Genomic DNA, 23,737 nt, shown 5'->3' with positions numbered 1-23,737 from the left:
CCGAAGTTGGGACTAAACCGTCAGAATGCGTGGACCGTCCTCGGTGACCGCGACGGTGTGCTCCCAATGCGCGGCACGCGACCCGTCGGCGGTGACGACCGTCCATTCGTCGTCGAGGACGACGGTCTTCGTGGTGCCAAGGGTCAACATGGGTTCGATGGCCAGCACCGAGCCGACGGCCAGATATGGCCCCCGCCCAGGCGCTCCTTCGTTGGGCAGGAACGGATCCAGGTGCATCTGACGGCCGATGCCATGGCCGCCGTAACCGGCGACGATGCCGAACTTGCGGTCGTAGCGCGCTTCCGCGGCGCGCGTTCCCGTCTCGATCGCGTGCGAGACGTCGGTGAGCCGGTTGCCGGGGATCATGGCGGCGATGCCGGCCTCCATGGATTCCCGGGTCGCATGGGACAACATTTCGTCGACGGGGATAAGCGCACCGACCCCGAACGTGACCGCCGAATCGCCGTGCCAGCCGTCGAGGATCGCCCCACAGTCGATCGACACCAGATCCCCTGGTGCCAATGTTTCGGACGCCGACGGAATTCCATGCACCACACGATCATTCACCGACGAGCAGATGCTGGCCGGATAGCCGTGATATCCCAGAAACGACGGAACACCACCGCCGTCGCGGATCACCGATTCGGCGATCTCATCGAGGGCCAGTGTGGAAACCCCCGGAGCCGCGGCCTGACGAACGGCCAGCAGTGCCGAAGCGACCAACGACCCAGCGGCCGCCATCGCGTCGAGTTCACCGGCGGTGCGCTGCGCAACGACTTTGCGGTTACGCAGCCCCGGAAGGCCGATCATCGATTACTTGCCGAGCGCCCGCAGGGCCCGCCCGAACACTTCGTCGAGGGTTCCGACCGCGTCCACGGCCTGCAGGTTGTTGTGGCTGTAGTACTCGAGCAGCGGTTCGGTCTCGTCGCGATACACCTGCATCCGGTTGTGGATGACCTCTTCGGTGTCGTCGGCGCGGCCACGCCCCTTCAGCCGCTCGAACAGCTCCTCCTCGGAGACCTGAAACTCCAGCACGGCGTCGAGCTTGGTGTTGTGGTTCTTGAGCATCTCGTCGAACGCCCTAGCCTGCTCCACCGAGCGCGGGTAGCCGTCCAGGATGAAGCCGTCGGCGGCGTCGGGCTGCTCGATCCGGTCCTCGACCAGCTTGTTGGTCAACTCCGAAGGCACCAGGTCGCCGGCGTCGAGGTAGCGCTTGGCCTCCGCTCCAAGCGGGGTGTTTTCGCTGATGTTCTTGCGGAAGAGGTCGCCGGTGGAGATCTGCGGGATGCCGAGCTTCTCGGACAGCTTTTGCGCCTGCGTGCCTTTGCCCGCGCCAGGCGGTCCGAGTAGAACGACTCTCACTTCAGGAACCCTTCGTAGTTGCGTTGCATCAGCTGGCTCTCGATCTGTTTGACGGTATCCAACCCGACACCAATCATGATCAGAACCGCAGTTCCGCCGAACGGCAAGTTCTGGACGGCGCCGGTGTTGCCGATCTGCAGGAACAGGTTCGGCAGCACGGCGATCACACCCAGGTAGATGGAGCCCGGCAAGGTGATTCGGCTGAGCACGTATCGCAGATAGTCCGCGGTGGGTTTGCCCGGGCGGATGCCGGGGATGAAGCCGCCGAACTTCTTCATCTCGTCGGCTCGTTCGTCCGGGTTGAAGGTGATCGACACGTAGAAGTACGTGAAGAAGATGATCAGCGCGAAGTAGATGGCGATGTAGGCCGGGGCCGCAGGGTTCGACAGATAGTTGGCGACGAACCGGTCCCACCAGTTGGTGCCGGTGCCCTGCTTACCGCTTCGGATGAGCTGGGTGATCAGCTGCGGGATGTAGATCAGCGACGACGCGAAGATCACCGGGATGACGCCGGCCTGGTTGACCTTGAGCGGTAGATACGTCGACGTGCCACCGTACATGCGCCGGCCGACCATCCGCTTGGCGTACTGCACCGGGATGCGGCGCTGGCCCTGCTCGACGAACACCACGCCGATGATGATCAGCAGCGCGGCCAGACACACCAGGGTGAATGTGACGCCACCGCGGGAGTCCAGGATGGTCTTGCCCTCGCTCGGGATGCGGGAGGCGATGCTGGCGAAGATCAGCAGCGACATGCCGTTGCCGACGCCACGCTCGGTGACCAGCTCGCCCATCCACATCACCAGCGCACCGCCGGCCGTCATGACCAGCACGATGACGACCAGCCTGAAGATGTCCAGGCCCTGACTCTGGCCCTGGATGATGTCGAGGTCGCAGCCCTGCAGCAGGCCGCCGTTGGCCGCCAGCGCGACGAAGCTGGTGGCCTGCAGAATGCTCAGCGCGACCGCCAGGTAGCGGGTGTACTGCGTGAGTTTGGCTTGACCCGCTTGCCCTTCCTTGCGGAGCTCCTCGAACCGAGGGATCACCACACCGAGCAGCTGCACGATGATGCTCGCGGTGATGTAGGGCATCACGCCGAGAGCGAACACCGACAAGTGCAGCAGCGCACCGCCGGAGAACAAGTTGATCAGCGAGTAGATCTGCGCCGAGGCGCCGCCGCTGACCTGTTCGATGCACTTCTGCACGTTCGGGTAGTTGACACCCGGCGACGGGATCGAGGCGCCGACCCGGTAGAGGATGACGATGCCCAGGGTGAACAGGATCTTTCGCCTCAGGTCGACCGTCCGCAGCGATGAGATGAAAGCCGAAAGCACTCTTCCTCCTGCGCAGCCGACCTGTCGGTCGCGGCGTGCGAATGGGGCTGGTTTCGCCAGCGTCTTGGTTAAGTCCTGCGCGGACCGCCGTCAGGCGCGCAGCCTGCGGAGTCATGCGTCAAACAGTCTACGAGAGTAACAGTTGAGTGTGATCAGGCCCGAATCCGTTCCAGCGATTAGGGCCGAGTCAGCATTCAGATTCGGAGCGTACAGTCGGCGGCAGCTCGTTACATCACCTAAGTAATGACTTGTACTACTGGTATTAGGGGTCAGGGAATGCGCACCGAGAACGACACATGGGACTTGGCATCGAGTGTGGGAGCGACGGCCACCATGGTCGCGGCGGCCAGGGCAATGGCCGCCAAGGCCGAGCACCCGCTGATCGACGATCCATTCGCCGAGCCGCTGGTGCGTGCGGTCGGCGTCGACTTCTTCACCCGCCTTGTGACCGGCGAGCTGCGCCCCGAGGACCTCGACAGCGACAGCGAGTCGGTCGGCATGCAGCGGATGACCGACAACATGGCCGTGCGGACGAAGTTCTTCGACGAGTTCTTCCTCGACGCGACGAACGACGGCATCCGCCAGGCGGTCATCCTGGCGTCGGGGCTGGATTCGCGGGCATACCGGCTGGCCTGGCCCGCCGAGACCACCGTCTACGAGATCGATCAGCCCGACGTGATCGAGTTCAAGAGCAGGACGCTGGCCGAACTGGGCGCCGAACCGACCGCGAGGCGCCGCACCGTCGCGATGGATCTGCGCTACGACTGGCCGTCGGCCCTGATCGAAGAGGGCTTCGACCCGAATCAGCCCACGGCGTGGAGTGCCGAAGGCCTGCTTGGCTACCTGCCGCCGGATGCGCAGGACCGGCTGCTGGACACCATCACCGACCTCAGCGCGCCGGGTAGCCGGGTGGCCGTCGAAAGCGTGCCCAACATCGACCCGGCCGATCACGAGAGGGCGATCGAGCGCATGCAGTCCGCTTCCGAGCGATGGCGCGACCACGGCTTCGATCTGGACTTCGCCAACCTGGTGTACCTCGGCGATCGCAATGAGGCCGCCTCCTATCTGGCCGACCACGGCTGGCAACTCAGCCGCAAAACCGTCACCGAACTGTTCGCCGCCAACGGCCTGCCCCCTCTGGCAGTCGACGACGAGGGCAATTTCGGCGAGCTCGTTTATGTCAGCGGGGTGCTGAAGGGAACTCCGCGATGAGCCGGACCGACGCCGACAGCTGGGACTTGGCGTCGAGCGTCGGCGCGACGGCCACGATGGTCGCCGCGGCGCGGGCTCTTGCCAGCCGCGATCCCGAGCCGTTGATCGACGATCCTTTCGCGGCGGATCTGGTGCGGGCCGTCGGCGTCGACTTCTTCACCCAGCTGGTCGACGGGGACATACCGCTGACGACCCTCGAAGGCGACGGGCCTCGCCTCATGGGCAACGTGATCGCGGTCCGCACACGCTTCTTCGACGACTTCTTCGTCGACGCCGGGAAGGCGGGCATCCGACAGGCCGTGATTTTGGCCAGTGGACTGGATGCGCGGCCGTACCGCTTGCCGTGGGCCACGGGCACCACCGTCTATGAAATCGACCAACCACAGGTCATCGAGTTCAAGACCACGACCATGACGTCCATCGGTGCAACACCGACCGCAGAACGTCGCGCGGTGAGCATCGACCTGCGCGAAGACTGGCCTGCCGCGTTGCGCGAAAGCGGGTTTGACGACACCCAGCCGACGGCGTGGAGCGCCGAAGGGTTACTGCCGTATCTGCCGCCCGACGCGCAAGACCGGCTGTTCGACAACATCACAGCCCTCAGCGCGCCGGGCAGCCAACTGGCCACGGAATACCATCCGGACTCCGGTGCTGCCGTCGCGGAACGGACGAAGAAGCTGGGCGGCCAATGGCGGGAACACGGGTTCGACGTCGACTTGTCGAAGCTCTTCTATTCCGGCGAACGCAATTCCGTCGTCGACTACCTGACCGCGCACGGCTGGGAGGTCTCCGCCCGCACCCGCCCCGAGGTGTTCGCAGGCTACGGCCGGGAGTTTCCCGATACCGAAGATGTTGCGGCGCTGCGTAATTCACTGGCTGTCATCGCAACTCGAAAGTGAAATCATATGGACCGCACCGGCTCAGCCCGATTTGAGGGAGACACCTGGGACCTGGCCTCCAGCGTCGGCATCACCGCGACGGGAGTAGCCGCGGCTCGGGCGCTGGCGTCGCAAGGTCCGAACCCGTTGATCAACGATCCGTTCGCCGAGCCGCTCGTCAAAGCCGTTGGCGCCGATATCTTCACGAAGATGCTCAGCGGCGAGACCGAACTCGCAGACGCCGATCCCGCGTTCGACCGCAAGCGGATGGCCGACGGCATGGCAGTACGCACCCGATACTTCGACGACTTCTTCACCGCAGCCACGGACTCCGGGATACGCCAGGCGGTGATCCTAGCCTCCGGGCTGGACGCACGTGCTTATCGCTTGCCGTGGCCGGCCGGCACCGTCGTATTCGAAGTGGATCAGCCGCAGGTCATCGAGTTCAAGACCAGCACGCTGACCAACCTCGGCGCCAAACCGACCGCCGACCTTCGCAGCGTCGGCATCGACCTGCGCGAGGATTGGCCGGCCGCTCTGCGTGCCAACGGTTTCGACGCCGGAGCACCGACCGCGTGGATCGCCGAGGGCCTGCTGGTGTATCTGCCGCCCGATGCGCAGGATCGCCTGTTCGACAACATCACGTCGCTGAGCGCGCCGGGTAGCAGACTGGCCACCGAGTTCGTGCCCAGCACCGATATCTTCTCCGGCGAGCAGGCGAAGGAACGAAGCAGAAGATGGCGCCGGCTCGGCGTAAACGTCGATATGAACGAACTCGTGTATCACGGCGAGCGCAGCCACCTCATCCGCTATCTGGAGGCGGGCGGCTGGCACGTCACCGCCGACAGCGTGCCAGACCTGTATGCCGCCAACGGTTTAACGATGCCCGACGACGAACAAGGAGCAGCGATGGCCGACGTCAGATACATCGCTGCGACACTGCACTAAGGAGCACGATGGCCCGAACCGACAACGACACCTGGGACCTGGCTTCGAGCGTGGGGGCGACCGCCACGATGGTGGCCGCGCAGAGGGCGCTGGCCAACCGTGAGGGTCTGATCGACGATCCGTTCGCCGAGCCGCTGGTGCGCGCGGTCGGCATGGACTTCTTCACCCGGGCGCTCGACGGCGAGATCGAGTTGGACGACGTGGATCCGGAATTCAACCTGCGGCGGGCAGCGGAGGGCATGACCGTGCGCACCCGCTGGTTCGACAAGTTGTTCACCGACGCCGCGGCCGCGGGCATCCGTCAGGCCGTGATCCTTGCCTCCGGTCTTGATGCGCGGGCCTACCGATTGGACTGGCCCGCAGGAACGACCGTGTACGAGATCGACCAGCCTGAGGTCATCGAGTTCAAGACGAAGACGCTGTCCGGCCTCGGCGCGCAGCCCAACGCCGACCGGCGCACTCTTGCGATCGATCTTCGCAACGACTGGCCGAAAGCACTGCTGGACAACGGTTTCGACCCCTCTGCACCCTCCGCGTGGATCGCCGAGGGCTTGCTGATCTATCTGCCGCCCGAGGCGCAGGACTTGTTGTTCGACCGGATCAACGAGCTCAGCGCGCCAGGGAGCCGCGTCGCAACCGAGCACATCCCGGACATCAAGATGTTCTCCGATGAGCGGTCGCAACGCATCACCGACCGGCTCAAGAAATACGGCCACGACATCGAGATGAAAGACCTCATCTATCACGGCGAACGTAGCCACGTCATCGAATATCTGACCGCACACGGCTGGGACGTGACCTCGCGGACGATGCGGGAGTCGTACGCGGCCAACGGCTTTGAATTCCCTGAGCAGGAAACCATCGGGATGTTCGCCGACCTGAGCTATGTCAGCGCGGTGAAACGCTAAGGCTTGCCCAGCTCGAGGAACCGCGCGTAGCGCTCCTGCATCGGGCCCGCCCACGCCGGATCGGGGTCGACGACGCGTTCGGTTGACGCCCATCGCGAGGCGTCGTGGATCGACGTTTCCAGACCCAGCGCCGTGCGGGCGAGGAACGCGGCCCCCAGCGCCGCACCCTCCGGCACACCCGAAACCGTCACCGGCAGAACGGTCGCGTCGGCGATCGCCTGCATCCACGGCATGACACGGGTACCTCCCCCGGTCGCGATGACGCGCGACGCGGGCGCCCCGCTCAGCTCGATGAGCTGGCGGATGACGAAGCCCGACGCTTCGTACGCGGCCCGCCGAACGGATGCGCCGTCGTGGGTGAGGTTCAACCCGTCGAGCACCGCCCGGCGATCCGGGTCGTAGTGCGGTGTGCGCTCGCCGCGGATGTACGGCGACCACACCGGCACCCTCCCCGGCTCAACTGTCGAGTTGCCTTCGGCCGCAACGGTGTTGACCCAATTGAGAAAGAGCCCGCCGGCGTTGCTTGGGCCGCCGATCTGGAACTTCCCCCCGGTCGTGTGCGGCAGCGTCCACAGGCCCGGCACGTCGCGGTACTCGGGAATCGTCACCCACACGATCAACGTCGTGCCGCACAGCACGACCACGTCGCCGTCGCGATTGGCGTCGGTGACCAACTGCTCGCACAATGCATCGACGGAACCGGCGCCCAGCACGGCATCGCTTCCGTGCAGCCTGCCGACCGCGGTGCCGGTCTCCTCGACCCTGGGCATTCCGTCGGACACGACGCCGCAGTCGGCGCAGACGTCCCCGCTCCAATCGTTGCCGTCGTACAAGGGATAGGTCGTGCTCGCGGTCGCGGTGTCGAGGACCGCTTCACCCGCCAACGCGTGATTGGCCACCGCCGCGGCGGGCCAGTATCCCTTGGCATCGGGCGCCTCGCGGGCCGTCCAGCGCAGAAACTCGACGGTCTCGCCGCTGAGGAACGTGGTGTCGGCGCCCGCCGCTCCCCTTCCCCGGCCGTCGCCGTAGAGCAGGCCGGGTGTCAGCGGCGCGCCCTCGTCGTCGACGGCGGTCAGCGACGGCACCATCGCCGTGACCGCGACGGCCTTGGCATCAGGCCGGTCGAGTTCGCGCAGCGCCGCCAAGGGGCCACGCCGCCACGCCTCGTCGGCGTCGTGCTCGAGTTGGTCTGGTGCCGGCACGCGGAGCTGATGCGGAATTCGTGTCCTGGCCAAGACGTGGCCGTCCTCGTCGGCGGCCACGGCTTTGACGGCGGTCGTGCCGATGTCGATGCCGATTGTGACCTCTTTGGCTGACACGCGCGCCACCGTACGCCAGCATGGTCACTCGTGACGCGACTTCGGGCCTTGGTGACGGCTCCCTTGCGTGGTCCCGGTTTCGACAAGTTGCGCGAGCTTGCCGACGTCGTCTACGACCCGTGGATCGAACAGACGCCGCTTCGGATCTACAGCGCCGAGCAGCTGGCCGAGCGGGCATCGGCAGAGAAAGCCGATGTGCTTGTGGTGGAAAGTGATTCGGTCGGCGGCCCGGTGTTCGAGCTTGCGCTGCGGGCGATCGCCTCCACCCGCGGAGACCCGAACAACGTCGACATCCGTGGCGCGACAGATGCGGGCATCCCGGTGCTCTACACCCCCGGCCGCAACGCCGACGCCGTCGCCGAGATGGCGATCGCGCTGCTCTTTGCGGCCACCAGGCACGTGCTGACCGCCGATGCCGATGTGCGCGCGGGACAGGTGTTTCGCGACGGCACGATCCCCTATCAACGCTTCAGGGCGTGGGAGGTCGCCGGGCAAACTGCCGGGCTCGTCGGCCTCGGTGCCGTTGCCCGCGCGCTGAAGTGGCGCCTCGAAGGGCTGGGTGTCAACGTCATTGCACACGACCCGTACAACGACGAAGCGCGCCACAGCCTCGATGAACTGCTCGCCGAGGCCGACATCGTCTCGCTGCACGCGCCTGTCACCGACGACACGGTCGGGATGATCGGCAGCCCGCAATTCGCGGCGATGCGCGATGGCGCCGTCTTCCTCAACACCGCCAGGGCGCAACTGCACGACACCGACGCCCTGGTCGCAGCGCTACAGACGGGCAAGCTGGCCGCCGTTGGTCTGGACCACTTCGTCGGCGAATGGCTGCCGACCGATCACCCGTTGGTGAGCATGCCAAACGTCGTCCTGACGCCGCATATCGGCGGGGCGACGTGGAACACTGAGGCACGACAGTCGCAGATCGTCGCCGACGGCCTCGAGGCGCTCCTGTCCGGACGCACACCCATACATATCGTCAACCCGGAGGTGCTGGCCACATGAGGTTCGTCGACAACCCGGAGGCGGCGGTGCTGGCGGCGGCCAAGGACATGTTGCGGCGTGGCCTGGTCGAGGGCACGGCCGGCAACATCTCGGCACGCCGGGAGGACGGCAACCTCGTCATCACGCCGTCGTCGGTCGACTACGCCGACATGACGCTCAAGGACCTCGTGCTGGTCGATCCGGATGGTGCGGTGCTGGAGGCCATGGACGGCCGCTCGCCGTCGTCTGAGATGAAGCTGCACCTGTCGTGCTATGCGGCGTTCGACGACATCGGCAGCGTCATCCACAGCCATCCCGTGTGGGCCACCATGTTCGCCGTCGCCCGCCAGCCCATCCCGGCGTGCATCGACGAGTTCTCGGTCTATTGCGGCGGGGAGATTCGCTGCGCCGAGTACGCGGCCTCCGGCACTCCTGATGTCGGCACCAACGCGGTGAAGGCTCTTGATGGCCGAGCGGCCGCGTTGATCGCCAACCACGGGTTGGTGGCAGTGGGTCCGCGTCCTGACAAGGCGCTGCATGTCACCGCGCTTGTGGAACGCACCGCGCAGATCGTCTGGGGTGCAAGGGCTCTCGGGGGCCCGGTGCCCATTCCCGACGAGGTCAACCAGAACTTCGCCGCGGTGTACGGCTACCTGCGCCAAAACCCCATGTAGCGGTTGCAAGCGCCCGTCGTCAGGCCGCGTCGATGAGGATTTCGGCCGCTGATCGTGCGTGGATCATGGCCGCGGTGTCGTTGAGCGAGGTGGCCAACGCCAGCGCACCCTCGAAGAGCACAGCCAGTTGATGACCCAACTGGTAGGGATCTGCGGCGCCGGCTTCGGCCGCCGCGTCGGTCAGGCGCGCAATGAACTGCAGCTTGTGTTCGTGAACGATGCCGTGAACGCCGGGCATCTCGTCTGCAGCCTCGACGGCCGCGTTGTGAAAGGGGCAACCGCGGAAGCGGTCGACGGGCAGGCCATCGAAGATCGCCAATAGCCGTTTGCGTGCGGTCGCACCCGGGGTGTCGAGGGCCTGCTCATTGCGGACGCCATTGGTGTCGTGGATCCGACGCAGATACTGCTCCACGAGGTCGTTCTTGCTTGGAAAGTGGCGGTAGAGCGTGCGCTTGGAAACCCGTGCTTCCTCGGCGATGCGTTCCACGCCGGTGGCGTTGATGCCTTCGCGATAAAACAGGTTCTCTGTGGCGGCCAGGATTCGCTCGCGAGGCGACGCGGTGTCTGTACCGTTCATAGCTCCTATAAGTACACCGATCGGTGCGCGTATTCCTAATTTCCCTAGAAATCGCACATTGCTAGGAATACCGATCGGTTTACCGCGGTTGTCTGGTGCATCAGCTTAAGACCCCAGAAGCAGGAGAGGCGACGACCATGACCGACAGCAAGGAGTTGTTCCTGATCACAGGCGCCACCGGCAACACCGGCGCACACACCGTCAGATTGCTGCGCGAACGCGGTCTCCGCGTGCGCGCGTTGGTGCACACCCTCGACGACCGCGCGGACGGGCTACGTGAACTGGACGCCGAAGTCGTGCAGGGCGACCTGCTGGACTTTCCCTCGGTCAGCGCGGCGACGGCCGGGGTGACCGCGGCCTATTTCAACTACCCCGTCGCTCCCGGTTTGGTGGAGGCCACCGCGAACTTCGTGCAGGCAGCCAGCGAGGCTGGCGTGCACGCAGTCGTCAACATGTCGCAGATCTCGGCGCGCCGGGAAGCCAAAAGCAATGCCGCGCGCCACCATTGGCTCGCCGAGCGGCTGTTGGACCGCAGCGCGCTGGTCACCACGCATCTGCGACCCACCTTCTTCACGTTCTTCCTGAACATGTTCTGGATCCGCGACAACGATGAAGGGATCTACCGGCTGCCCTTCGCCGATGGTCGCCACGCCCCCATCGACGCCGCCGATCAAGCCCATGTCATTGCGGCCATCCTGCAGAACCCCGATCCGCATGACCGCCAGGTCTACGAGCTGTTCGGCGCCGAAGAACTCAACTGGCATGAGATCGCGGCGAAAGTCCAAGCGACCCTGGGCATTCCGGTGCGCTATGAGCCGATCGACATCCCCACATTCGCTGCCGGCCTGACCAGTGCCGGCGCATCGGCGCACTTCGTGCAGCACATCAGCAACGTGGCACAGGACTACCGCGACGGAGTCTTCGCCGGGGAAAACAACCTCGTCGAGGTGATCGGGGGAGTCAAGCCCATCACCGTGGAGGACTACGTCGCGGGCACCCGCTCCCGGTTCCACACCAGCGGGCGCCCTCGTCGATGAGCGCGAGGCGGCTCCGTCGTCAGACCGGGCGGGTGGCGCGATAGAAGGTGAGATGGCCGATCAGGCGATGCCGCTGAGTGTCGAGCTCCTCGACGTCGAAACCCGCCTTCCGGAGCAACCGCGGAATCGCATCGCCGAGGTTGCCTGCGGCGTGGGGATTGTCCTTCATCCAGCGCCCGGCCAAGCCGTGGTGCGCGGTCGTGTGCCCACCGATGTCGACGATGTGCAGGCTGCCTCCGGGACGCAGCACGCGATGGAGCTCCGCCAGCGCGCCCGTCTTCACGTCTTCGTCCAAATGGTGCAGCATCATCGACGACAGCGCCCGATCGAACTCGCCATCCGCGAAGGGCAGCTCTTGCGCATAGGCGCGCTCGAAGCGAATCCCAGGCATTCCACGTGCTTTTCGTTGCGCCCGCGCCAGTGCCAGCGGGTCAGGATCGGTGCCGACCACATCCGCGCCCGGCGCCGCGCGCTTGGCGCGGATGGTGACGTTGCCCGTACCGCAGCCGATTTCCAGGACACGCAGCCCGTCGGCAAGTCCGGCCTGTGCGACCAGGGTGTTGTACACCTTGCCCATGCCCAGCACGCGGGTCAGCAGGTCGTAGAACGGGAGCAGCGCGTCCTTTCCGAAGGCCGGGATGTAGTCGTGGTTGGTCGCCGTATGTGGACGATGTTCGGTCATACGTTCAATAGTCGCCCACTACGGCATAACGGTGTTGGGTGATTGTCGGCAAGAGTTAGACTATCTTCGGTCATATGGCTTTGTCGTCTCGCCTCGTCCGCCGCCGCGACGGCGTGCCTGTTTACCAGTACCGTGCCGATTTCGACACACCCCCGGTATCGGTGGTCCGCGCGGCGGACGGCGATGTCCTCGAACGTGGCGTGCACATCCACGACTTCCCTGTGCTGTGGTACACGCACACAGCTGGGCTGGTCTACGTAGTTGCGCCCGGTGCCGCCGTCGACCCGGCACAGGTGCCCCACCGAGACAATGGAGTCGGAGTGTTCTTCGATCCCGCCGCGCTCGATGGCGACGGGAGGTCACCGTGGCCATCATGGCAGGCTCACCCGCTGCTGTTTCCGTCCGTACACGGGCAGTCGGGCGGCTTGCTGCAATTGAAGGTGCCCGCGGAGCGACAGCCGGTGTGGGACAAGGCGATCGAATCGATCGAGGCCGAGTTGGACGGCCGGCGGGAGGGCTATCGGCAGGCGGCGCTCGCACAGCTCACGCTTCTGCTGATCGACGTCGCCCGGCTGGCCACCGACGTGGTGGGCGATCTGCGGCGCAGCGGCGAACCCCTTCTCGCCGAGGTGTTCACCGTGATAGACCGTCACCTCGGCGAACCGCTGTCCCTGCGCGATGTGGCGCGCGAACTTGGCATGACGCCAGGACATCTGACGACCGTCGTGCGCCGCCGCACCGGGCGCACGGTGCAGGAGTGGATCATCGAACGCCGCATGGCCGAAGCGCGCACATTGTTGTCAGGCACCGAGCTGCCAATAGCAGAGGTCGCCAGGCGGATCGGTATGCCCGATCCCGGATACTTCAGCAGGTTGTTCCGCCGCACCCACGGCGCGTCACCGCGGCAATGGCGCGGCCGCCCGGCTTAGCGAAAGTCGATGGCCACCTTGACCGCGCCGCTCTCCCCCTGATTGGCGATCGCCAGGAACGCCTGGCGCCACTGCTCGAGCCGGAACGTGTGGGTAAGCATCGGGCGTAGGTCCACTCGACCATCGACGACGAGATCGAGGTAGTGCGCGATTGCGTGCTTGCGCTCTCCCGAAACCTCTTCGACACCAAACGCATTGGAGCCGACCCAGTTGATCTCCTTGAAGTACAGCGGGCTCCACTCCCATCGCCCAGGCGCATGCACACCCGCCTTCACCAACGTTCCGCGCGCCTTGAGAACGCGGACGCCGACCTCGAACGTCTCCGGCTTGCCGACGGTGTCGTAAACCACGTCGATCGAACCCGGGTAGGCCATCGGCAGCCCCTGCAACGGCTGGCGCAGCCGGCCACCGCCCCACGCGACGAGTTCCTCGATGACGGCAAGCCGAGGCTCGTGCGCCAGCACCAGATCGGCGCCGAAGCGACGTGCCAACTCCGCCTGCGCGCCGAAGCGCGCCACCACCGCGACCGTTACCTCCGGATACAACGCCCGCAGCACCGCGACTGCACACAACCCAAGGGAGCCCGCCCCGTAGACAAGCACGCGGCCCGATGAAGGCGGCGGATGCCGAGTGATCGCGTGCAGCGACACCGAGAACGGATCGGCGAACACCGCGGCCTCGTCGGACACCGAATCCGGCACCGGGAACAGCATGCTGTCATGCGCCGGCATCAGCTCGGCGTAGCCGCCCGTGACATCGGCCGACACCCCCGTGTGAATGCCGGGTTTGATATCGCCGTCGGTGAAGCTCCAGCACAGGCTGTAGTCCCCGACTTCGCATGCGGGACAAGGCGGTTCGATCCCGCGCGGACCACACGACAGCCACGGGTTGAGCACGACGCGCTGCCCGACCTCCAGGCCGCGGGCCGCGGGACCCAGCGCTACCACGTCGGCGACGACTTCATGGCCCATCACTTGAGGAAACGAGCAGAACGCCGCCATCGCGTTGTCCGTGTCGCCTTCGCCGAAGTCGAGCAGGATCTGCTTGGAGTCCGAGCCGCAGATGCCCGTCAGACGGGGCCGCGTGATCACCCAATCGTCGTGCAATGGAACAGGATCCGGCACATCCCTCAGACCAACCGGCGAGTGCGAAAGGGCGTCCGGCACTTCCCGCGGCTCCGGCGGCACGCCGAATACCAGCGCCCTCATGACTGGGCCATTCCCGCCGCTCCGGCGATGTAGGTGTCGATGTCGGCATTCTTGAGGTCGACCACCGCCTTCATATCCGGCACGTAGTGCTCGAAGCCGTCGGCGCCCAGTGCCGCGATGATGCCGACAGCGACCTCTTCCGGACTGAACTTGGGGCCGTCGTAGATCGGATCGTCGTTATCGGACTGGTCCCAGATCTCCGTGTCGACGGGCCCCGGTTCGATCAGCTTCACCGATACCCCGGTGCCGTGCAGGTCGACGGCCAGCGATTCGCTCCACCCGCACAGAGCGAATTTACTTGCACAGTAGGCGGATTCATGAATAATGCCCAGCCTGCCGCCGACGCTGGACACGTTGACGATCACGCCGGCACCGCGCTGCAGCATCCGAGGTAGGACGGCTAGCGTCAACCGCATCGGGGCGAAGAAGTTCACCCGCATGACCGCCTCCACTTCGGACGGCTCCAACGCCGGCGCCGCCCGCCGCTTCGGGATCGCCGCGTTGTTGACAAGCACGTCGATGCCGCCGAGCGCGTCCCAGGCCTGCAAGCCCAGCGCGTCGACCGCAGCGCTGTCAGCGAGGTCTGCCACCCACATCCGCGAGTCCGGCGAAGACGTCTGGCACTCGGCCAACACCGCGGCGAGCCGGTCGCGCCTGCGCGCGATCAGCCCGACGACCGCGCCCTGCTCGGCCAACGCACGCGCCACCGCGGCGCCCACCCCGGACGAGGCGCCCGTGATGAGCACCCGTTTGCCCGCCGCCGAAAAGGCCATGCCTAACAGGCTGGCGTATTCGGCACGCTTTAGAAGCGGTATTCGCCGAGCCAGAGGGCGTTGACGCCGGTCATCGACCGCTCGGCCTGGCTGATCACGCCGGCAACCGAGCGGCCAACCAACGCGCCGAAAGCGTCAGGTAGGGACGCCGCAGCAGGTTGCGACGACGGCTTGGGCCGCAGCAGGTCCATCAGCGACGAGCCCGGGTAACTGACCAGACGAACATCGGCGTCGGGCTCGAGTCCGGCCAGCACCTTGGCGCGGTTGATCGCCGTGCGCAGTCCGCCGAGCTCGTCGACCAGGCCGCGCTCCTTCGCATCGGCGCCTGTCCACACGCGGCCGCGCGCAATCGCGTCGACGGCCTCGACGGACAGGTTGCGGCCGGCGGCCACGCGTGCGACGAAGTCGGTGTAGAACAGGTCGGCCTCGGCCTCGACATGCTGACGCTGCTCGTCGGTGAAGGGCTGGTTGATGGACCACGCGTCGGCGTTGGCGTTGGTGCGCACCGAGTCGGATCCGACGCCCAGGCGGTCCTTGAGTTCGCGCGCCACCAGCTTGCCCGTCACCACGCCGATCGAGCCTGTGATGGTTCCGGCGTTGGCGACGATGACGTCGGCGCCCATCGACACGTAGTAGCCGCCCGATGCCGCGACGGCGCCCATCGAGGCGACGACCGGCTTACCCGCTTCGCGCACGCGATTCACTTGGCGCCAAATGGTTTCCGAACCGGTCACCGAACCGCCGGGGCTGTCCACGCGCAACACGATCGCCGACACGTCGTCGTGCGCCGCGGCTTCACGCAGCGCCGCGGCAATGGTGTCGCCACCCGCGCTCGAATTGCCGAACGGCGACAATTGCGGGCCACCGCGGCCGCTGACGATCGGGCCGTGCAGGGTGACGACGGCAATCGTCGGCTTTGCCTTGCGCCCCGGTATAGAGGGAACCGGCGGGGTCGGCCGGGATGCACTCGCGCGGGCGTAGCGCGACAGGAACAGCCGCGGCGGCGCATCGTCGGAATCCGCGTCGCCGGTCTCGGGTGAAATGCCCGGCGCACCAACGAGTTCACCGATGCGGGCATACGCCTCGTCGCGGAACCCGATGCGGTCGACCAGGCGGCCGGCCACAGCATCGTCGCGCAGCAGAGGTGCCTTGTCCGCGAGCGCGTCGACGTCGGCGGCCTCCAGATGGCGTGACTCGGCGATCGCCTGCCACACCTGCGAGTGCAGGCTCTCAATCAGCCGGCTGTCGGCCTCGCGATGGGGGTCGGTGTAGCGGTCCTGCGTGAAAAGGTTTGCGGCGGATTTGTATTCGCCGCGCGCGATGAACTGCGCTTCGATTCCTGCCTTGTCCAGCGCGTCGCGCAGAAACAGCGCGTTGGTGGCGAAGCCAACCAGTCCGACCGTGCCGGACGGCTGCATCCACACTTCACGAAACGCCGAAGCCAGGTAATAGGACAACGTGCCAGGGTAGGTCTCGGCCCACGCCAAAGACGGCTTGGCATCGCTGAACGCAACCAGGGCTTCGCGCAGCTCCTGCACCGGCGCGGCCGCCGCGGCGGGGATTTGGACGCGCGCGATCAGGCCGGCCACCCGTGGGTCCTCCGCGGCGCGATGGATCGCCGCGACGGCTTCCCGCAGCACCAGCGGCCGCCCACCGCTCGAAATGAACGCGAACGGGTCGAAGCCGCCGGTCTCATGTGGCACCACCTGGAGATCAAGTTCGAGCACACACCCGTTCGGAACGCCGTGGTGCCGGGCGGTATCCACTCGTCGGACCAGCGCGCGGACGTCGTCGGGGCCGGGGATACCGGGCAGGAAGGCGAACATGATGCGAGCCTACCGACGCGACGGTGCTACCTCGCCGGGGTCTGGATGAAGACCTCGACGCGCGCAATGCGGCCGTCCCCGTCGAGCTCGAAGACCAGCACTTCAGGGGTCCGCAGAGACTTTCCGTCGACCTCCACGGTCTCGCTGAGCTCGACGAACACCAGCGCATCGGTGGCGTACGTGACTCGGTGCATCTTCATCGAATAGCCCTTGAGTTTCGGCATCAGGTCTGCGATGAAGGCGAGATATTCGGCGCGACCCGCGTAGCGATCCCCGTAGGGCCCGACACGGACGATGTCGTCGGCAATGCATTCATCGATCGCGTCCCAGTCCTGCGACGCGATCGCGTCGAGGTAGCGCTCGACGATGCCGACCATCGGCCCATCACATCACGCTTACGGTGGTCTGGTGAGGTTCTCGATCTCGATCCCCCAACGCGACTCCGATGGCTTCGATGAATCGGGCTTCAAGAGTTATCTTGCCCGCGCCGAGGAACTCGGATTCGAAGGCGGCTGGACCCTCGAACAGGTCATCGGACCGTCACCGCTGATCGCTCCGATGGAGTTGCTGGCCTATGCCGCCGCGTGCACGACCACGCTGCGGCTCGGTGTCGCGGTGCTCATTACGTCGTTGCATGATCCGCTGCAGCTGGCGTCGACGGTCACCGCCGTCGACCGGCTCAGCCACGGCAGGCTGGACCTCGGGGTGGCGCCCGGCGGCGGCTTTCGCAAGTTCGAGGCCTTCGGCGTGGAGAAGTCGACGTTTGTCAGTAGCTTCACCGAGGGGCTGGAGCTGATGAAGGCGGCCTGGTCTGACGAGCCCACGGTGACATTTCACGGCCGCTTCCGCCACGTCGACGGTTTGCCTGTGCAGCCCAAGCCCGTGCAGCGGCCGCATCCACCAATCTGGTTCGGCGCCAACGCGCCTAAGGCAATCGCGCGCGCAGTGCGGCTCGGTGATGCGTTCCTCGGTGCGGGCTCGTCGACGACCGCGAGCTTCGTCGAGGCCGTGAAGACGGCGCGGCGCGAACTCGACAAGCAAGGCAAGGATCCCGCGGGTTTCACTATCGGCAAGCGGGTGTACCTGACGATCGACGACGACGCGGCGCGCGCCCGCGAACGCGTGCTCGCGGGCCTTCATAGGATCTACGGCGACATGCCGGGTATCGACGCGGTTCCCGTGTACGGAACGCCATCCGATGTGGTCGGTGGAGTGCGCGAGGTCATCGACGCCGGGGCCGAAATGGTCCTGCTGAACCCCGTCGGAGAGCACGTCGCCGAGGACCGCGAGCAGATGGAACGGCTTGCTGCAGAGGTGATTCCGCAGCTCAGCTGACTCACAGCTTTCGCTGAAAATTTAGCTGTTTTAAGTTTCCGATCTTGGTGGTAAAACCGGAAACATGAAGGCGAAACTGAATTTGATCGCTCCGCTGGTCATGGCGGGTGCGGCGGCGGCGGCGATCTTCGCGGCGCCGTTCGCGGCAGCAGAGTCCTTCGCCGTGGCGACGGGCACTTCGATCACTCAATTTGCACCACAGAGCCCCGGCGGTGACGGATGCGCCTACGGGGCCTGCGGCAGCGGCGATGCCAGCGGCGGCAGCGGCTGTACCACCGACGGCACGTGTGGAAACGGCGGCCCCCTCGGCGGCGGCGGTTGCACTGCCAGCGGAGTGTGCGGTCACGGCGGCCCCTTCGGGGGCGGCGGCTGCGTGCCCGGCGTCGGCTGCTTCAACTGGGGGACGTAACGCGCAGGAACGCAAAAGGCCCCGCACACGGCGGGGCCCAATGCATCTTGCGATTTAGAGCTCGGTTGCGGAACCGCCTGCGGCCGTGATCTTTTCACGCGCACTGCCGCTGAACTTGTGCGCGGAGACGTTGACCTTGACGGTCAGCTTGCCGTCGCCGAGCACCTTGACCAACGTGTTCTTGCGCACCGCACCGGCGGCCACCAGCTCGTCGACACCGACATCGCCGCCCTTCGGGAACAGCCTGCTGATGTCGCCGACGTTGACAACCTCGTATTCCGTGCGGAACCGGTTGCGGAAGCCCTTGAGCTTGGGAAGCCGCATGTGGATCGGCATCTGCCCGCCCTCGAACGTCGCCGGGACGTTCTTGCGGGCCTTCGTACCCTTCGTGCCGCGACCGGCGGTCTTGCCCTTGGAACCCTCGCCGCGACCCACACGGGTCTTCGCGGTCTTCGAGCCGGGCGCCGGCTTCAGGTCATGGAGTTTGATCGGAGTCATTTCGCCTCCACCGCTTCAACTTCGACGAGGTGATGCACGGTCTTGATCAGGCCGCGCGTCTGCGCATTGTCCTCGCGGACCACGGACTGACGAATCTTTCGCAGTCCCAGCGTCCGCAGGCTTTCGCGTTGCTTCCAGCGCGCACCGATGGTGCTGCGCACCTGGGTGATCTTCAGTGCCTTTTGCGATGCCATGATTACGCCGACCCTTCACGCGCGGCCGCCGCGGCAAGCGCGTCGGCCTCCCGCCGGTGCCGCAGCATGCTCGGCGGTGCGACGTCCTCGATGGGCAGCCCGCGTCGGGCCGCCACCTCTTCGGGACGCTGCAGCATCTTCAGCGCGGCCACGGTGGCGTGCACCACGTTGATCGCGTTGTCACTGCCCAGCGACTTGGCCAGGATGTCGTGCACGCCAGCGCATTCCAGCACCGCACGGGCGGCGCCGCCGGCGATCACACCGGTACCCGGGCTGGCCGGGCGCAGCATCACCACACCCGCGGCGGCCTCACCCTGAACCGGATGGGTGACGGTGCCGCCGATCAGCGGAACCCGGAAGAAGTTCTTGCGCGCTTCCTCGACACCCTTGGCGATGGCGGCCGGAACTTCCTTGGCCTTGCCGTAGCCGACCCCGACCATGCCGTTGCCGTCGCCGACGATGACCAGCGCGGTGAAGCTGAACCGCCGACCACCCTTGACCACCTTGGAAACACGGTTGATCGCGACGACGCGCTCGATGTAGTTGCTCTTCTCACCGCCGTCGCGGCCACCTCGGCCGCCGCGGTCGTCACGGCGGCCGCGCCCATCACGTGAGCCTTCGCGGTCACCGCGCGAGCCCCGGCCGTCGGATTGCGCCGGCCCGGCACCATGTGTTGCCTGCTCGGCCATCATGCAGTCCTTCCGTTGTACGTCATTAGAACTTCAGCCCGCCTTCGCGCGCTGCGTCGGCGAGTGCCGCAATCCGTCCGCCGTAGGTGTTGCCACCGCGGTCGAACACGGCCTCCTCGATGCCGGCGGCCTTGGCGCGCTCGGCGATCAGCTGTCCGACCCGCGCGCTGTGGGCCTTCTTGTCGCCCTCGACCGCGCGCACGTCGGCCTCGATCGAGGAGGCGGCGGCCAGCGTGGTGCCGTTCAGGTCGTTCACCAGCTGCACGTGGATGTGCCGCGAGGAACGGTTGACGACCAGACGAGGCCGCTCAGCGGTTCCGGAGATCTTCTTGCGCAGCCGGGTGTGCCGACGTAGCCGCGACACCCGCCTGGTCTCGGACGCGTTCTGCCCCACGGGCTTACGCGTCACTGCCTCAGTCTTAGCAGCCATAGTTACTTACCTGTCTTTCCGACCTTGCGGCGGATCTGCTCACCCTCGTAGCGAACGCCCTTGCCCTTGTACGGGTCTGGGCGGCGCAGCCGACGGATGTTCGCCGCGACCTGGCCGACCTTCTGCTTGTCGATGCCGGAGATCGAGAACTTGGTGGGCGTTTCCACCGCGAACGTGACACCCTCCGGTGCCTGCACCACGACGGGATGGCTGTAACCAAGCGCGAACTCGAGGCTGTTGCCCTTGAGCACCACGCGGTAACCGACGCCGAAGATCTCCATCTTGGTGGTGTAGCCCTCGGTGACACCGGTGACGAGGTTGGCCACCAGCGTGCGCGACAACCCGTGCAGCGAGCGGTTGCGCCGCTCGTCGTCGGGCCGGGCCACCACGATGGCGCCGTCGTCGCCGCGCGACACCGAAATGGGCTCCGCCACGGCCAGCGACAGCGTGCCCTTGGGTCCCTTGACCGACACGTTCTGACCGTCGATCGTCACGTCGACCCCGGACGGAACCGGGACCGGCTGCTTTCCAATTCGTGACATGTCTACTTACCCCTCACCACACGTACGCGAGGACTTCGCCGCCCACGCCCTCACGAGCGGCCTGACGGTCGGTTCGCAGGCCCGAGGAGGTGGAGATGATCGCCACACCAAGGCCACCCAGAACCCGCGGAAGGCTGGTGGATTTCGCGTACACCCGCAGACCGGGCTTGGACACCCGGCGCAGGCCCGCAATGCTGCGCTCCCGGCTGGGTCCGTACTTCAGTTGTACGACAAGCTTCTTGCCGACTCGGGCGTCCTCGACGTGGTAGTCGGAGATGTAGCCCTCGCTCTTGAGGATCTCGGCGATGTTGGCCTTGATCTTCGAGTGCGGCAACTCCACCTCGTCGTGGTACGCCGAATTGGCGTTGCGCAGACGTGTCAAGAAGTCTGCGATCGGGTCCGTCATAGTCATGACAGCCGGTTCACCTTCCTCGCGGCGGTTCCCAGTTCGGGCCTACCGCAACCTGTTCCGAATATTTGGTCTGTTCTGCTGGTTACCAGCTGGACTTCTGCACACCCGGCAATTCGCCGGCGTGCGCCATCTCGCGTAGACAGATGCGGCAGAGCCCGAACTTGCGGTAGACCGCGTGCGGGCGACCGCACTTACTGCAACGGGTGTAGCCGCGCACCTTGAACTTGGGCTTCTTGTTGGCCTTGTTGACCAGTGCCTTCTTTGCCATCTGTTCAGTTCTCCTTGAACGGAAAGCCCAGCGCCCGCAACAGCGCTCGTCCTTCGTCGTCGGTCGTCGCCGAAGTGACGACGGTGATGTCCATGCCGCGGGGCCGGTCAATGCTGTCCACGTCGATCTCGTGGAACACCGATTGCTCGGTCAGCCCGAAGGTGTAATTGCCGGTGCCGTCGAACTGCTTGGGCGACAGGCCGCGGAAGTCGCGGATACGCGGCAGTGCGATCGAGATCAGCCGGTCAAGGAACTCCCACATCCGGTCGCCGCGCAGCGTCACGCGCGCACCGATCGGCATGCCCTCGCGCAGCTTGAACTGTGCAATGGACTTGCGGGCCCTGCGGATCTCCGGCTTCTGACCGGTGATCAGCGACAGATCGTTGACGGCGCCGTTGATCAGCTTGGCGTCGCGGGCGGCGTCACCGACGCCCATGTTCACGACGACCTTCACCACGCCGGGGATCTGCATGACGTTGGCGTAGTCGAACTCTTTTTGCAGCGCGTCGCGGATTTCCTCGCGGTAGCGCTGCTTGAGGCGGGGCAGCGTCTTCTCTGCAGTCGTCATCAGATGTCCTTGCCATTGGTCTTGGCGACGCGGACCTTCTTGCCGGTCTCGTCGTCGACGCGGAAGCCCACCCGGGTCGGCTTGCCGTCAGAGTCGAGCAGCATCACGTTGCTCACGTGGATCGGCGCCTCCTGCGTGACGATGCCACCGGACTGCGCGCCCCGCTCCGTACGTGAGATCGGAGTGTGCTTCTTGATCCGGTTCACGCCCTCGACGAGGATCTTGTTGCGCGTCGGATAAGACTGCAGAACCTTGCCTTTGGCGCCCTTGTCCTTACCGGAGATGACGAGCACGGTGTCGCCCTTGTGAACCTTCATCTACAACACCTCCGGGGCAAGCGAGACGATCTTCATGAAGCGCTTCTCACGCAGTTCGCGGCCGACCGGGCCGAAGATGCGAGTTCCGCGGGGATCGTTGTCGGCCTTGATGATGACGGCGGCGTTCTCGTCGAACTTGATGTAGCTGCCGTCGGCGCGGCGACGCTCCTTGACGGTGCGCACAACGACGGCCTTGACCACTTCACCCCGCTTGACGTTGCCACCGGGGATGGCGTCCTTGACGGTCGCCACGATGATGTCGCCGATGCCGGCGTAACGCCGCGACGAGCCACCGAGCACACGGATGCACAAGATCTCCTTGGCGCCCGTGTTATCGGCGACCTTCAGCCGCGATTCCTGCTGAATCACAGTCACTCCTCGACCTGGTTAATGTGTGCATGGCAGATACCGACCTGACATGCGCGGTCTTGCTGTCACCGAAGGGCACGCGGGGCCAACTCGTAAGGAGCCAGCCGAGGTCTGCCCAAGGCAACCGTTGAATTCTAGGTGACGACCAGCTCAGAACCAAATTCGTGCCCTTTGCGGGCGAACGTGGGTTACCAGCACGCATTCTGCCGCCGAAACGTGCAAGGAGCGCACACTCGACGCCGATCATGGTTGCATGCGGTTCAACGGTGCAGTAGCCCTCGTCACCGGCGCCTCGGCAGGGATCGGCGCTGCCGTCGCGAGGCGGTTGTCGACTCAAGGCGCGCGAGTGCTGGTCCACGGACGGGATCCCGAGCGCACCCGCGCGGTCGCCGCGGAAGCCGGCGCGACGATGCTGGTCGCGGAGCTGGGAAATCCCGACGGTCGGCAGCGGCTGGCTGCCGACGCGCTGAGCGTGTCCGGGCAGGTCGACGTCCTTGTCAACAACGCCGGCGTCGGCTGGTCGGGGCCGTTTACCGACATGGAGGTCGACGACATTCGCCGCCTCATCGAGGTCGACCTGCTGGCCGCGATAGAGCTCACTCGCGCGCTTCTGCCCGGCATGATCGGGCGGCGCAACGGCGCGGTCTGCTTTGTCACATCGATCGCAGGCCGAACAGGCGTCGCAGGCGAGGCGGTCTACTCGGCGACCAAGGCCGGTCTCGATATGTTCGCCGAGAGCCTGCGTGCCGAAACCGCGGGGTCGGGCGTTCACATCGCCACGGTCATTCCCGGTGTGGTCGATACCGGGTTCTTCGAGACCCGCGGACGTCCGTACCAGCGGGCTCGCCCCAAGCCGATCCCGCCCGACGTCGTCGCACAGGCCGTCGTCGACGCCATCGCCAAAGACCATGCCGAGGCGTGGAGCCCCAGATGGTTGCGGGTCGCGCCGACCTTGCGTGCGCTGGCCCCTGGCGCATTTCGACGGCTCGCGATCCGGTTCGGCGAACCCGTGCGTTCGGGATAAGGCGGACACGCCGCCAACACCGGGCATT

At 66.0% G+C, this 23,737-nt stretch carries 31 protein-coding genes; 11 read left to right on the top strand and 20 right to left on the bottom strand.

The window, feature by feature from the left end:
* Positions 1 to 12 precede the first annotated feature (12 nt).
* Genes map through secY form a run of 3 tightly spaced genes read right to left on the bottom strand, consistent with a single transcriptional unit; the run spans position 13 to position 2,696 of the window.
* Entirely contained in the window at positions 13 to 810 is a 798-nt protein-coding gene (gene map / locus ACWW36_RS14780; protein ID WP_456142251.1) for a type I methionyl aminopeptidase, read from the bottom strand.
* Between the two features lie 3 nt (positions 811 to 813).
* Positions 814 to 1,362, bottom strand: a complete 549-nt coding sequence (locus tag ACWW36_RS14775) for an adenylate kinase (protein WP_456142250.1) — start codon at positions 1,360 to 1,362, stop codon at positions 814 to 816.
* The gene (gene secY / locus ACWW36_RS14770; RefSeq protein ID WP_456142249.1) at positions 1,359 to 2,696 is read right to left on the bottom strand and encodes a preprotein translocase subunit SecY; all 1,338 of its coding nucleotides are present in this window, start codon (positions 2,694 to 2,696) and stop codon (positions 1,359 to 1,361) included. Before secY ends, ACWW36_RS14775 begins: the two co-directional genes overlap by 4 nt.
* A 276-nt stretch (positions 2,697 to 2,972) precedes the next feature.
* Here secY and ACWW36_RS14765 point away from each other — a divergent pair, with 276 nt between their 5' ends.
* From ACWW36_RS14765 to ACWW36_RS14750, 4 genes are read left to right on the top strand one after another with little or no spacing between them, the layout of a single operon-like run.
* On the top strand, positions 2,973 to 3,908 hold the full coding sequence (locus ACWW36_RS14765) for a class I SAM-dependent methyltransferase (RefSeq protein WP_456142248.1): 936 nt from the start codon (positions 2,973 to 2,975) through the stop codon (positions 3,906 to 3,908).
* A complete protein-coding gene (locus ACWW36_RS14760) occupies positions 3,905 to 4,807 on the top strand; it encodes a class I SAM-dependent methyltransferase (protein WP_456142247.1) in 903 nt (300 codons plus the stop codon). The genes ACWW36_RS14765 and ACWW36_RS14760 overlap by 4 nt, the downstream gene beginning before the upstream one ends.
* Before the next feature lie 6 nt (positions 4,808 to 4,813).
* Positions 4,814 to 5,734, top strand: a complete 921-nt coding sequence (locus ACWW36_RS14755; protein ID WP_456142246.1) for a class I SAM-dependent methyltransferase — start codon at positions 4,814 to 4,816, stop codon at positions 5,732 to 5,734.
* An 8-nt stretch (positions 5,735 to 5,742) separates the two neighbouring features.
* On the top strand, positions 5,743 to 6,642 hold the full coding sequence (locus tag ACWW36_RS14750) for a class I SAM-dependent methyltransferase (RefSeq protein WP_456142245.1): 900 nt from the start codon (positions 5,743 to 5,745) through the stop codon (positions 6,640 to 6,642).
* On the opposite strand, the gene ACWW36_RS14745 is transcribed toward ACWW36_RS14750, so the two are convergent.
* A complete protein-coding gene (locus tag ACWW36_RS14745; RefSeq protein WP_456142244.1) occupies positions 6,639 to 7,961 on the bottom strand; it encodes a xylulokinase in 1,323 nt (440 codons plus the stop codon). The genes ACWW36_RS14750 and ACWW36_RS14745 overlap by 4 nt on opposite strands.
* Positions 7,962 to 7,991: 30 nt before the next feature.
* On the opposite strand from ACWW36_RS14745, the gene ACWW36_RS14740 reads away from it, so the two are divergent.
* Both ACWW36_RS14740 and ACWW36_RS14735 read left to right on the top strand, forming a co-directional pair.
* Positions 7,992 to 8,969, top strand: coding sequence for an NAD(P)-dependent oxidoreductase (locus tag ACWW36_RS14740; protein ID WP_456142243.1), 978 nt, complete (start codon positions 7,992 to 7,994; stop codon positions 8,967 to 8,969).
* A complete protein-coding gene (locus tag ACWW36_RS14735; RefSeq protein WP_456142242.1) occupies positions 8,966 to 9,622 on the top strand; it encodes an L-fuculose-phosphate aldolase in 657 nt (218 codons plus the stop codon). The genes ACWW36_RS14740 and ACWW36_RS14735 overlap by 4 nt, the downstream gene beginning before the upstream one ends.
* Positions 9,623 to 9,641: 19 nt before the next feature.
* Here the strand turns inward: ACWW36_RS14735 and ACWW36_RS14730 are convergent, their stop codons facing one another.
* The gene (locus ACWW36_RS14730) at positions 9,642 to 10,199 is read right to left on the bottom strand and encodes a TetR/AcrR family transcriptional regulator (protein WP_456142241.1); all 558 of its coding nucleotides are present in this window, start codon (positions 10,197 to 10,199) and stop codon (positions 9,642 to 9,644) included.
* Between the two features lie 137 nt (positions 10,200 to 10,336).
* Between ACWW36_RS14730 and ACWW36_RS14725 the strand changes: the two genes are divergently transcribed.
* Entirely contained in the window at positions 10,337 to 11,236 is a 900-nt protein-coding gene (locus ACWW36_RS14725; RefSeq protein ID WP_456142240.1) for an NmrA family NAD(P)-binding protein, read from the top strand.
* 19 nt (positions 11,237 to 11,255) lie between these two features.
* Here ACWW36_RS14725 and ACWW36_RS14720 read toward each other — a convergent pair whose 3' ends face one another.
* Positions 11,256 to 11,918 (bottom strand): class I SAM-dependent methyltransferase, encoded by a 663-nt coding sequence (locus ACWW36_RS14720; protein ID WP_456142239.1) that lies wholly within the window; start codon positions 11,916 to 11,918, stop codon positions 11,256 to 11,258.
* 74 nt (positions 11,919 to 11,992) lie between these two features.
* Here ACWW36_RS14720 and ACWW36_RS14715 point away from each other — a divergent pair, with 74 nt between their 5' ends.
* Positions 11,993 to 12,847 carry a helix-turn-helix transcriptional regulator gene (locus tag ACWW36_RS14715; protein ID WP_456142238.1) on the top strand — a complete coding sequence of 285 codons (855 nt, stop codon included), beginning with the start codon at positions 11,993 to 11,995 and terminating at the stop codon, positions 12,845 to 12,847.
* Here the strand turns inward: ACWW36_RS14715 and ACWW36_RS14710 are convergent.
* From ACWW36_RS14710 to ACWW36_RS14695, 4 genes are read right to left on the bottom strand one after another with little or no spacing between them, the layout of a single operon-like run.
* Complete coding sequence (locus ACWW36_RS14710; protein WP_456142237.1) at positions 12,844 to 14,055, bottom strand: zinc-dependent alcohol dehydrogenase; 1,212 nt, start codon at positions 14,053 to 14,055, stop codon at positions 12,844 to 12,846. The genes ACWW36_RS14715 and ACWW36_RS14710 overlap by 4 nt on opposite strands.
* Positions 14,052 to 14,828, bottom strand: coding sequence for an SDR family NAD(P)-dependent oxidoreductase (locus ACWW36_RS14705; protein ID WP_456142236.1), 777 nt, complete (start codon positions 14,826 to 14,828; stop codon positions 14,052 to 14,054). Before ACWW36_RS14705 ends, ACWW36_RS14710 begins: the two co-directional genes overlap by 4 nt.
* 29 nt (positions 14,829 to 14,857) lie before the next feature.
* The gene (sppA, locus tag ACWW36_RS14700) at positions 14,858 to 16,654 is read right to left on the bottom strand and encodes a signal peptide peptidase SppA (protein ID WP_456142235.1); all 1,797 of its coding nucleotides are present in this window, start codon (positions 16,652 to 16,654) and stop codon (positions 14,858 to 14,860) included.
* Positions 16,655 to 16,680: 26 nt separating this feature from the next.
* Positions 16,681 to 17,031: a nuclear transport factor 2 family protein gene (locus ACWW36_RS14695; RefSeq protein WP_456142234.1), complete on the bottom strand. Its 351-nt coding sequence runs from the start codon at positions 17,029 to 17,031 to the stop codon at positions 16,681 to 16,683.
* A gap of 31 nt (positions 17,032 to 17,062) precedes the next feature.
* Here ACWW36_RS14695 and ACWW36_RS14690 point away from each other — a divergent pair, with 31 nt between their 5' ends.
* Positions 17,063 to 17,989, top strand: a complete 927-nt coding sequence (locus ACWW36_RS14690) for an LLM class flavin-dependent oxidoreductase (protein ID WP_456142233.1) — start codon at positions 17,063 to 17,065, stop codon at positions 17,987 to 17,989.
* A gap of 64 nt (positions 17,990 to 18,053) precedes the next feature.
* A complete protein-coding gene (locus tag ACWW36_RS14685) occupies positions 18,054 to 18,398 on the top strand; it encodes a PE-PGRS family protein (RefSeq protein ID WP_456142232.1) in 345 nt (114 codons plus the stop codon).
* Between the two features lie 54 nt (positions 18,399 to 18,452).
* Here ACWW36_RS14685 and rplO read toward each other — a convergent pair whose 3' ends face one another.
* The 10 genes from rplO to rplN all read right to left on the bottom strand — a co-directional run bounded on the left by rplO (position 18,453) and on the right by rplN (position 22,685).
* Positions 18,453 to 18,896 (bottom strand): 50S ribosomal protein L15, encoded by a 444-nt coding sequence (rplO, locus tag ACWW36_RS14680; RefSeq protein ID WP_456142231.1) that lies wholly within the window; start codon positions 18,894 to 18,896, stop codon positions 18,453 to 18,455.
* Entirely contained in the window at positions 18,893 to 19,090 is a 198-nt protein-coding gene (gene rpmD, locus ACWW36_RS14675) for a 50S ribosomal protein L30 (protein ID WP_456142230.1), read from the bottom strand. The genes rplO and rpmD overlap by 4 nt, the downstream gene beginning before the upstream one ends.
* A 2-nt stretch (positions 19,091 to 19,092) precedes the next feature.
* Complete coding sequence (gene rpsE / locus ACWW36_RS14670; RefSeq protein ID WP_456142229.1) at positions 19,093 to 19,779, bottom strand: 30S ribosomal protein S5; 687 nt, start codon at positions 19,777 to 19,779, stop codon at positions 19,093 to 19,095.
* 25 nt (positions 19,780 to 19,804) lie between these two features.
* Entirely contained in the window at positions 19,805 to 20,209 is a 405-nt protein-coding gene (rplR, locus tag ACWW36_RS14665; RefSeq protein WP_456142228.1) for a 50S ribosomal protein L18, read from the bottom strand.
* Between the two features lie 2 nt (positions 20,210 to 20,211).
* Positions 20,212 to 20,751 (bottom strand): 50S ribosomal protein L6, encoded by a 540-nt coding sequence (gene rplF, locus ACWW36_RS14660; protein ID WP_456142227.1) that lies wholly within the window; start codon positions 20,749 to 20,751, stop codon positions 20,212 to 20,214.
* Between the two features lie 13 nt (positions 20,752 to 20,764).
* A complete protein-coding gene (gene rpsH, locus ACWW36_RS14655; RefSeq protein ID WP_456142226.1) occupies positions 20,765 to 21,163 on the bottom strand; it encodes a 30S ribosomal protein S8 in 399 nt (132 codons plus the stop codon).
* A gap of 82 nt (positions 21,164 to 21,245) precedes the next feature.
* Positions 21,246 to 21,431, bottom strand: a complete 186-nt coding sequence (locus tag ACWW36_RS14650; RefSeq protein ID WP_014209125.1) for a type Z 30S ribosomal protein S14 — start codon at positions 21,429 to 21,431, stop codon at positions 21,246 to 21,248.
* 4 nt (positions 21,432 to 21,435) lie between these two features.
* Positions 21,436 to 21,999, bottom strand: a complete 564-nt coding sequence (gene rplE, locus ACWW36_RS14645; RefSeq protein ID WP_456142225.1) for a 50S ribosomal protein L5 — start codon at positions 21,997 to 21,999, stop codon at positions 21,436 to 21,438.
* A complete protein-coding gene (gene rplX / locus ACWW36_RS14640) occupies positions 21,999 to 22,316 on the bottom strand; it encodes a 50S ribosomal protein L24 (RefSeq protein WP_456142224.1) in 318 nt (105 codons plus the stop codon). The genes rplE and rplX overlap by 1 nt, the downstream gene beginning before the upstream one ends.
* Positions 22,317 to 22,685: a 50S ribosomal protein L14 gene (gene rplN / locus ACWW36_RS14635; protein ID WP_015305035.1), complete on the bottom strand. Its 369-nt coding sequence runs from the start codon at positions 22,683 to 22,685 to the stop codon at positions 22,317 to 22,319.
* A 253-nt stretch (positions 22,686 to 22,938) separates the two neighbouring features.
* Here rplN and ACWW36_RS14630 point away from each other — a divergent pair, with 253 nt between their 5' ends.
* Entirely contained in the window at positions 22,939 to 23,709 is a 771-nt protein-coding gene (locus tag ACWW36_RS14630) for an SDR family NAD(P)-dependent oxidoreductase (protein ID WP_456142223.1), read from the top strand.
* The last annotated feature ends 28 nt before the right edge of the window (positions 23,710 to 23,737 follow it).

It is taken from the genome of Mycobacterium sp. MMS18-G62 (assembly GCF_053877835.1).
Note: the sequence above shows the minus strand (reverse complement) of the source record. Positions and strands in the feature narration are given on the sequence as shown.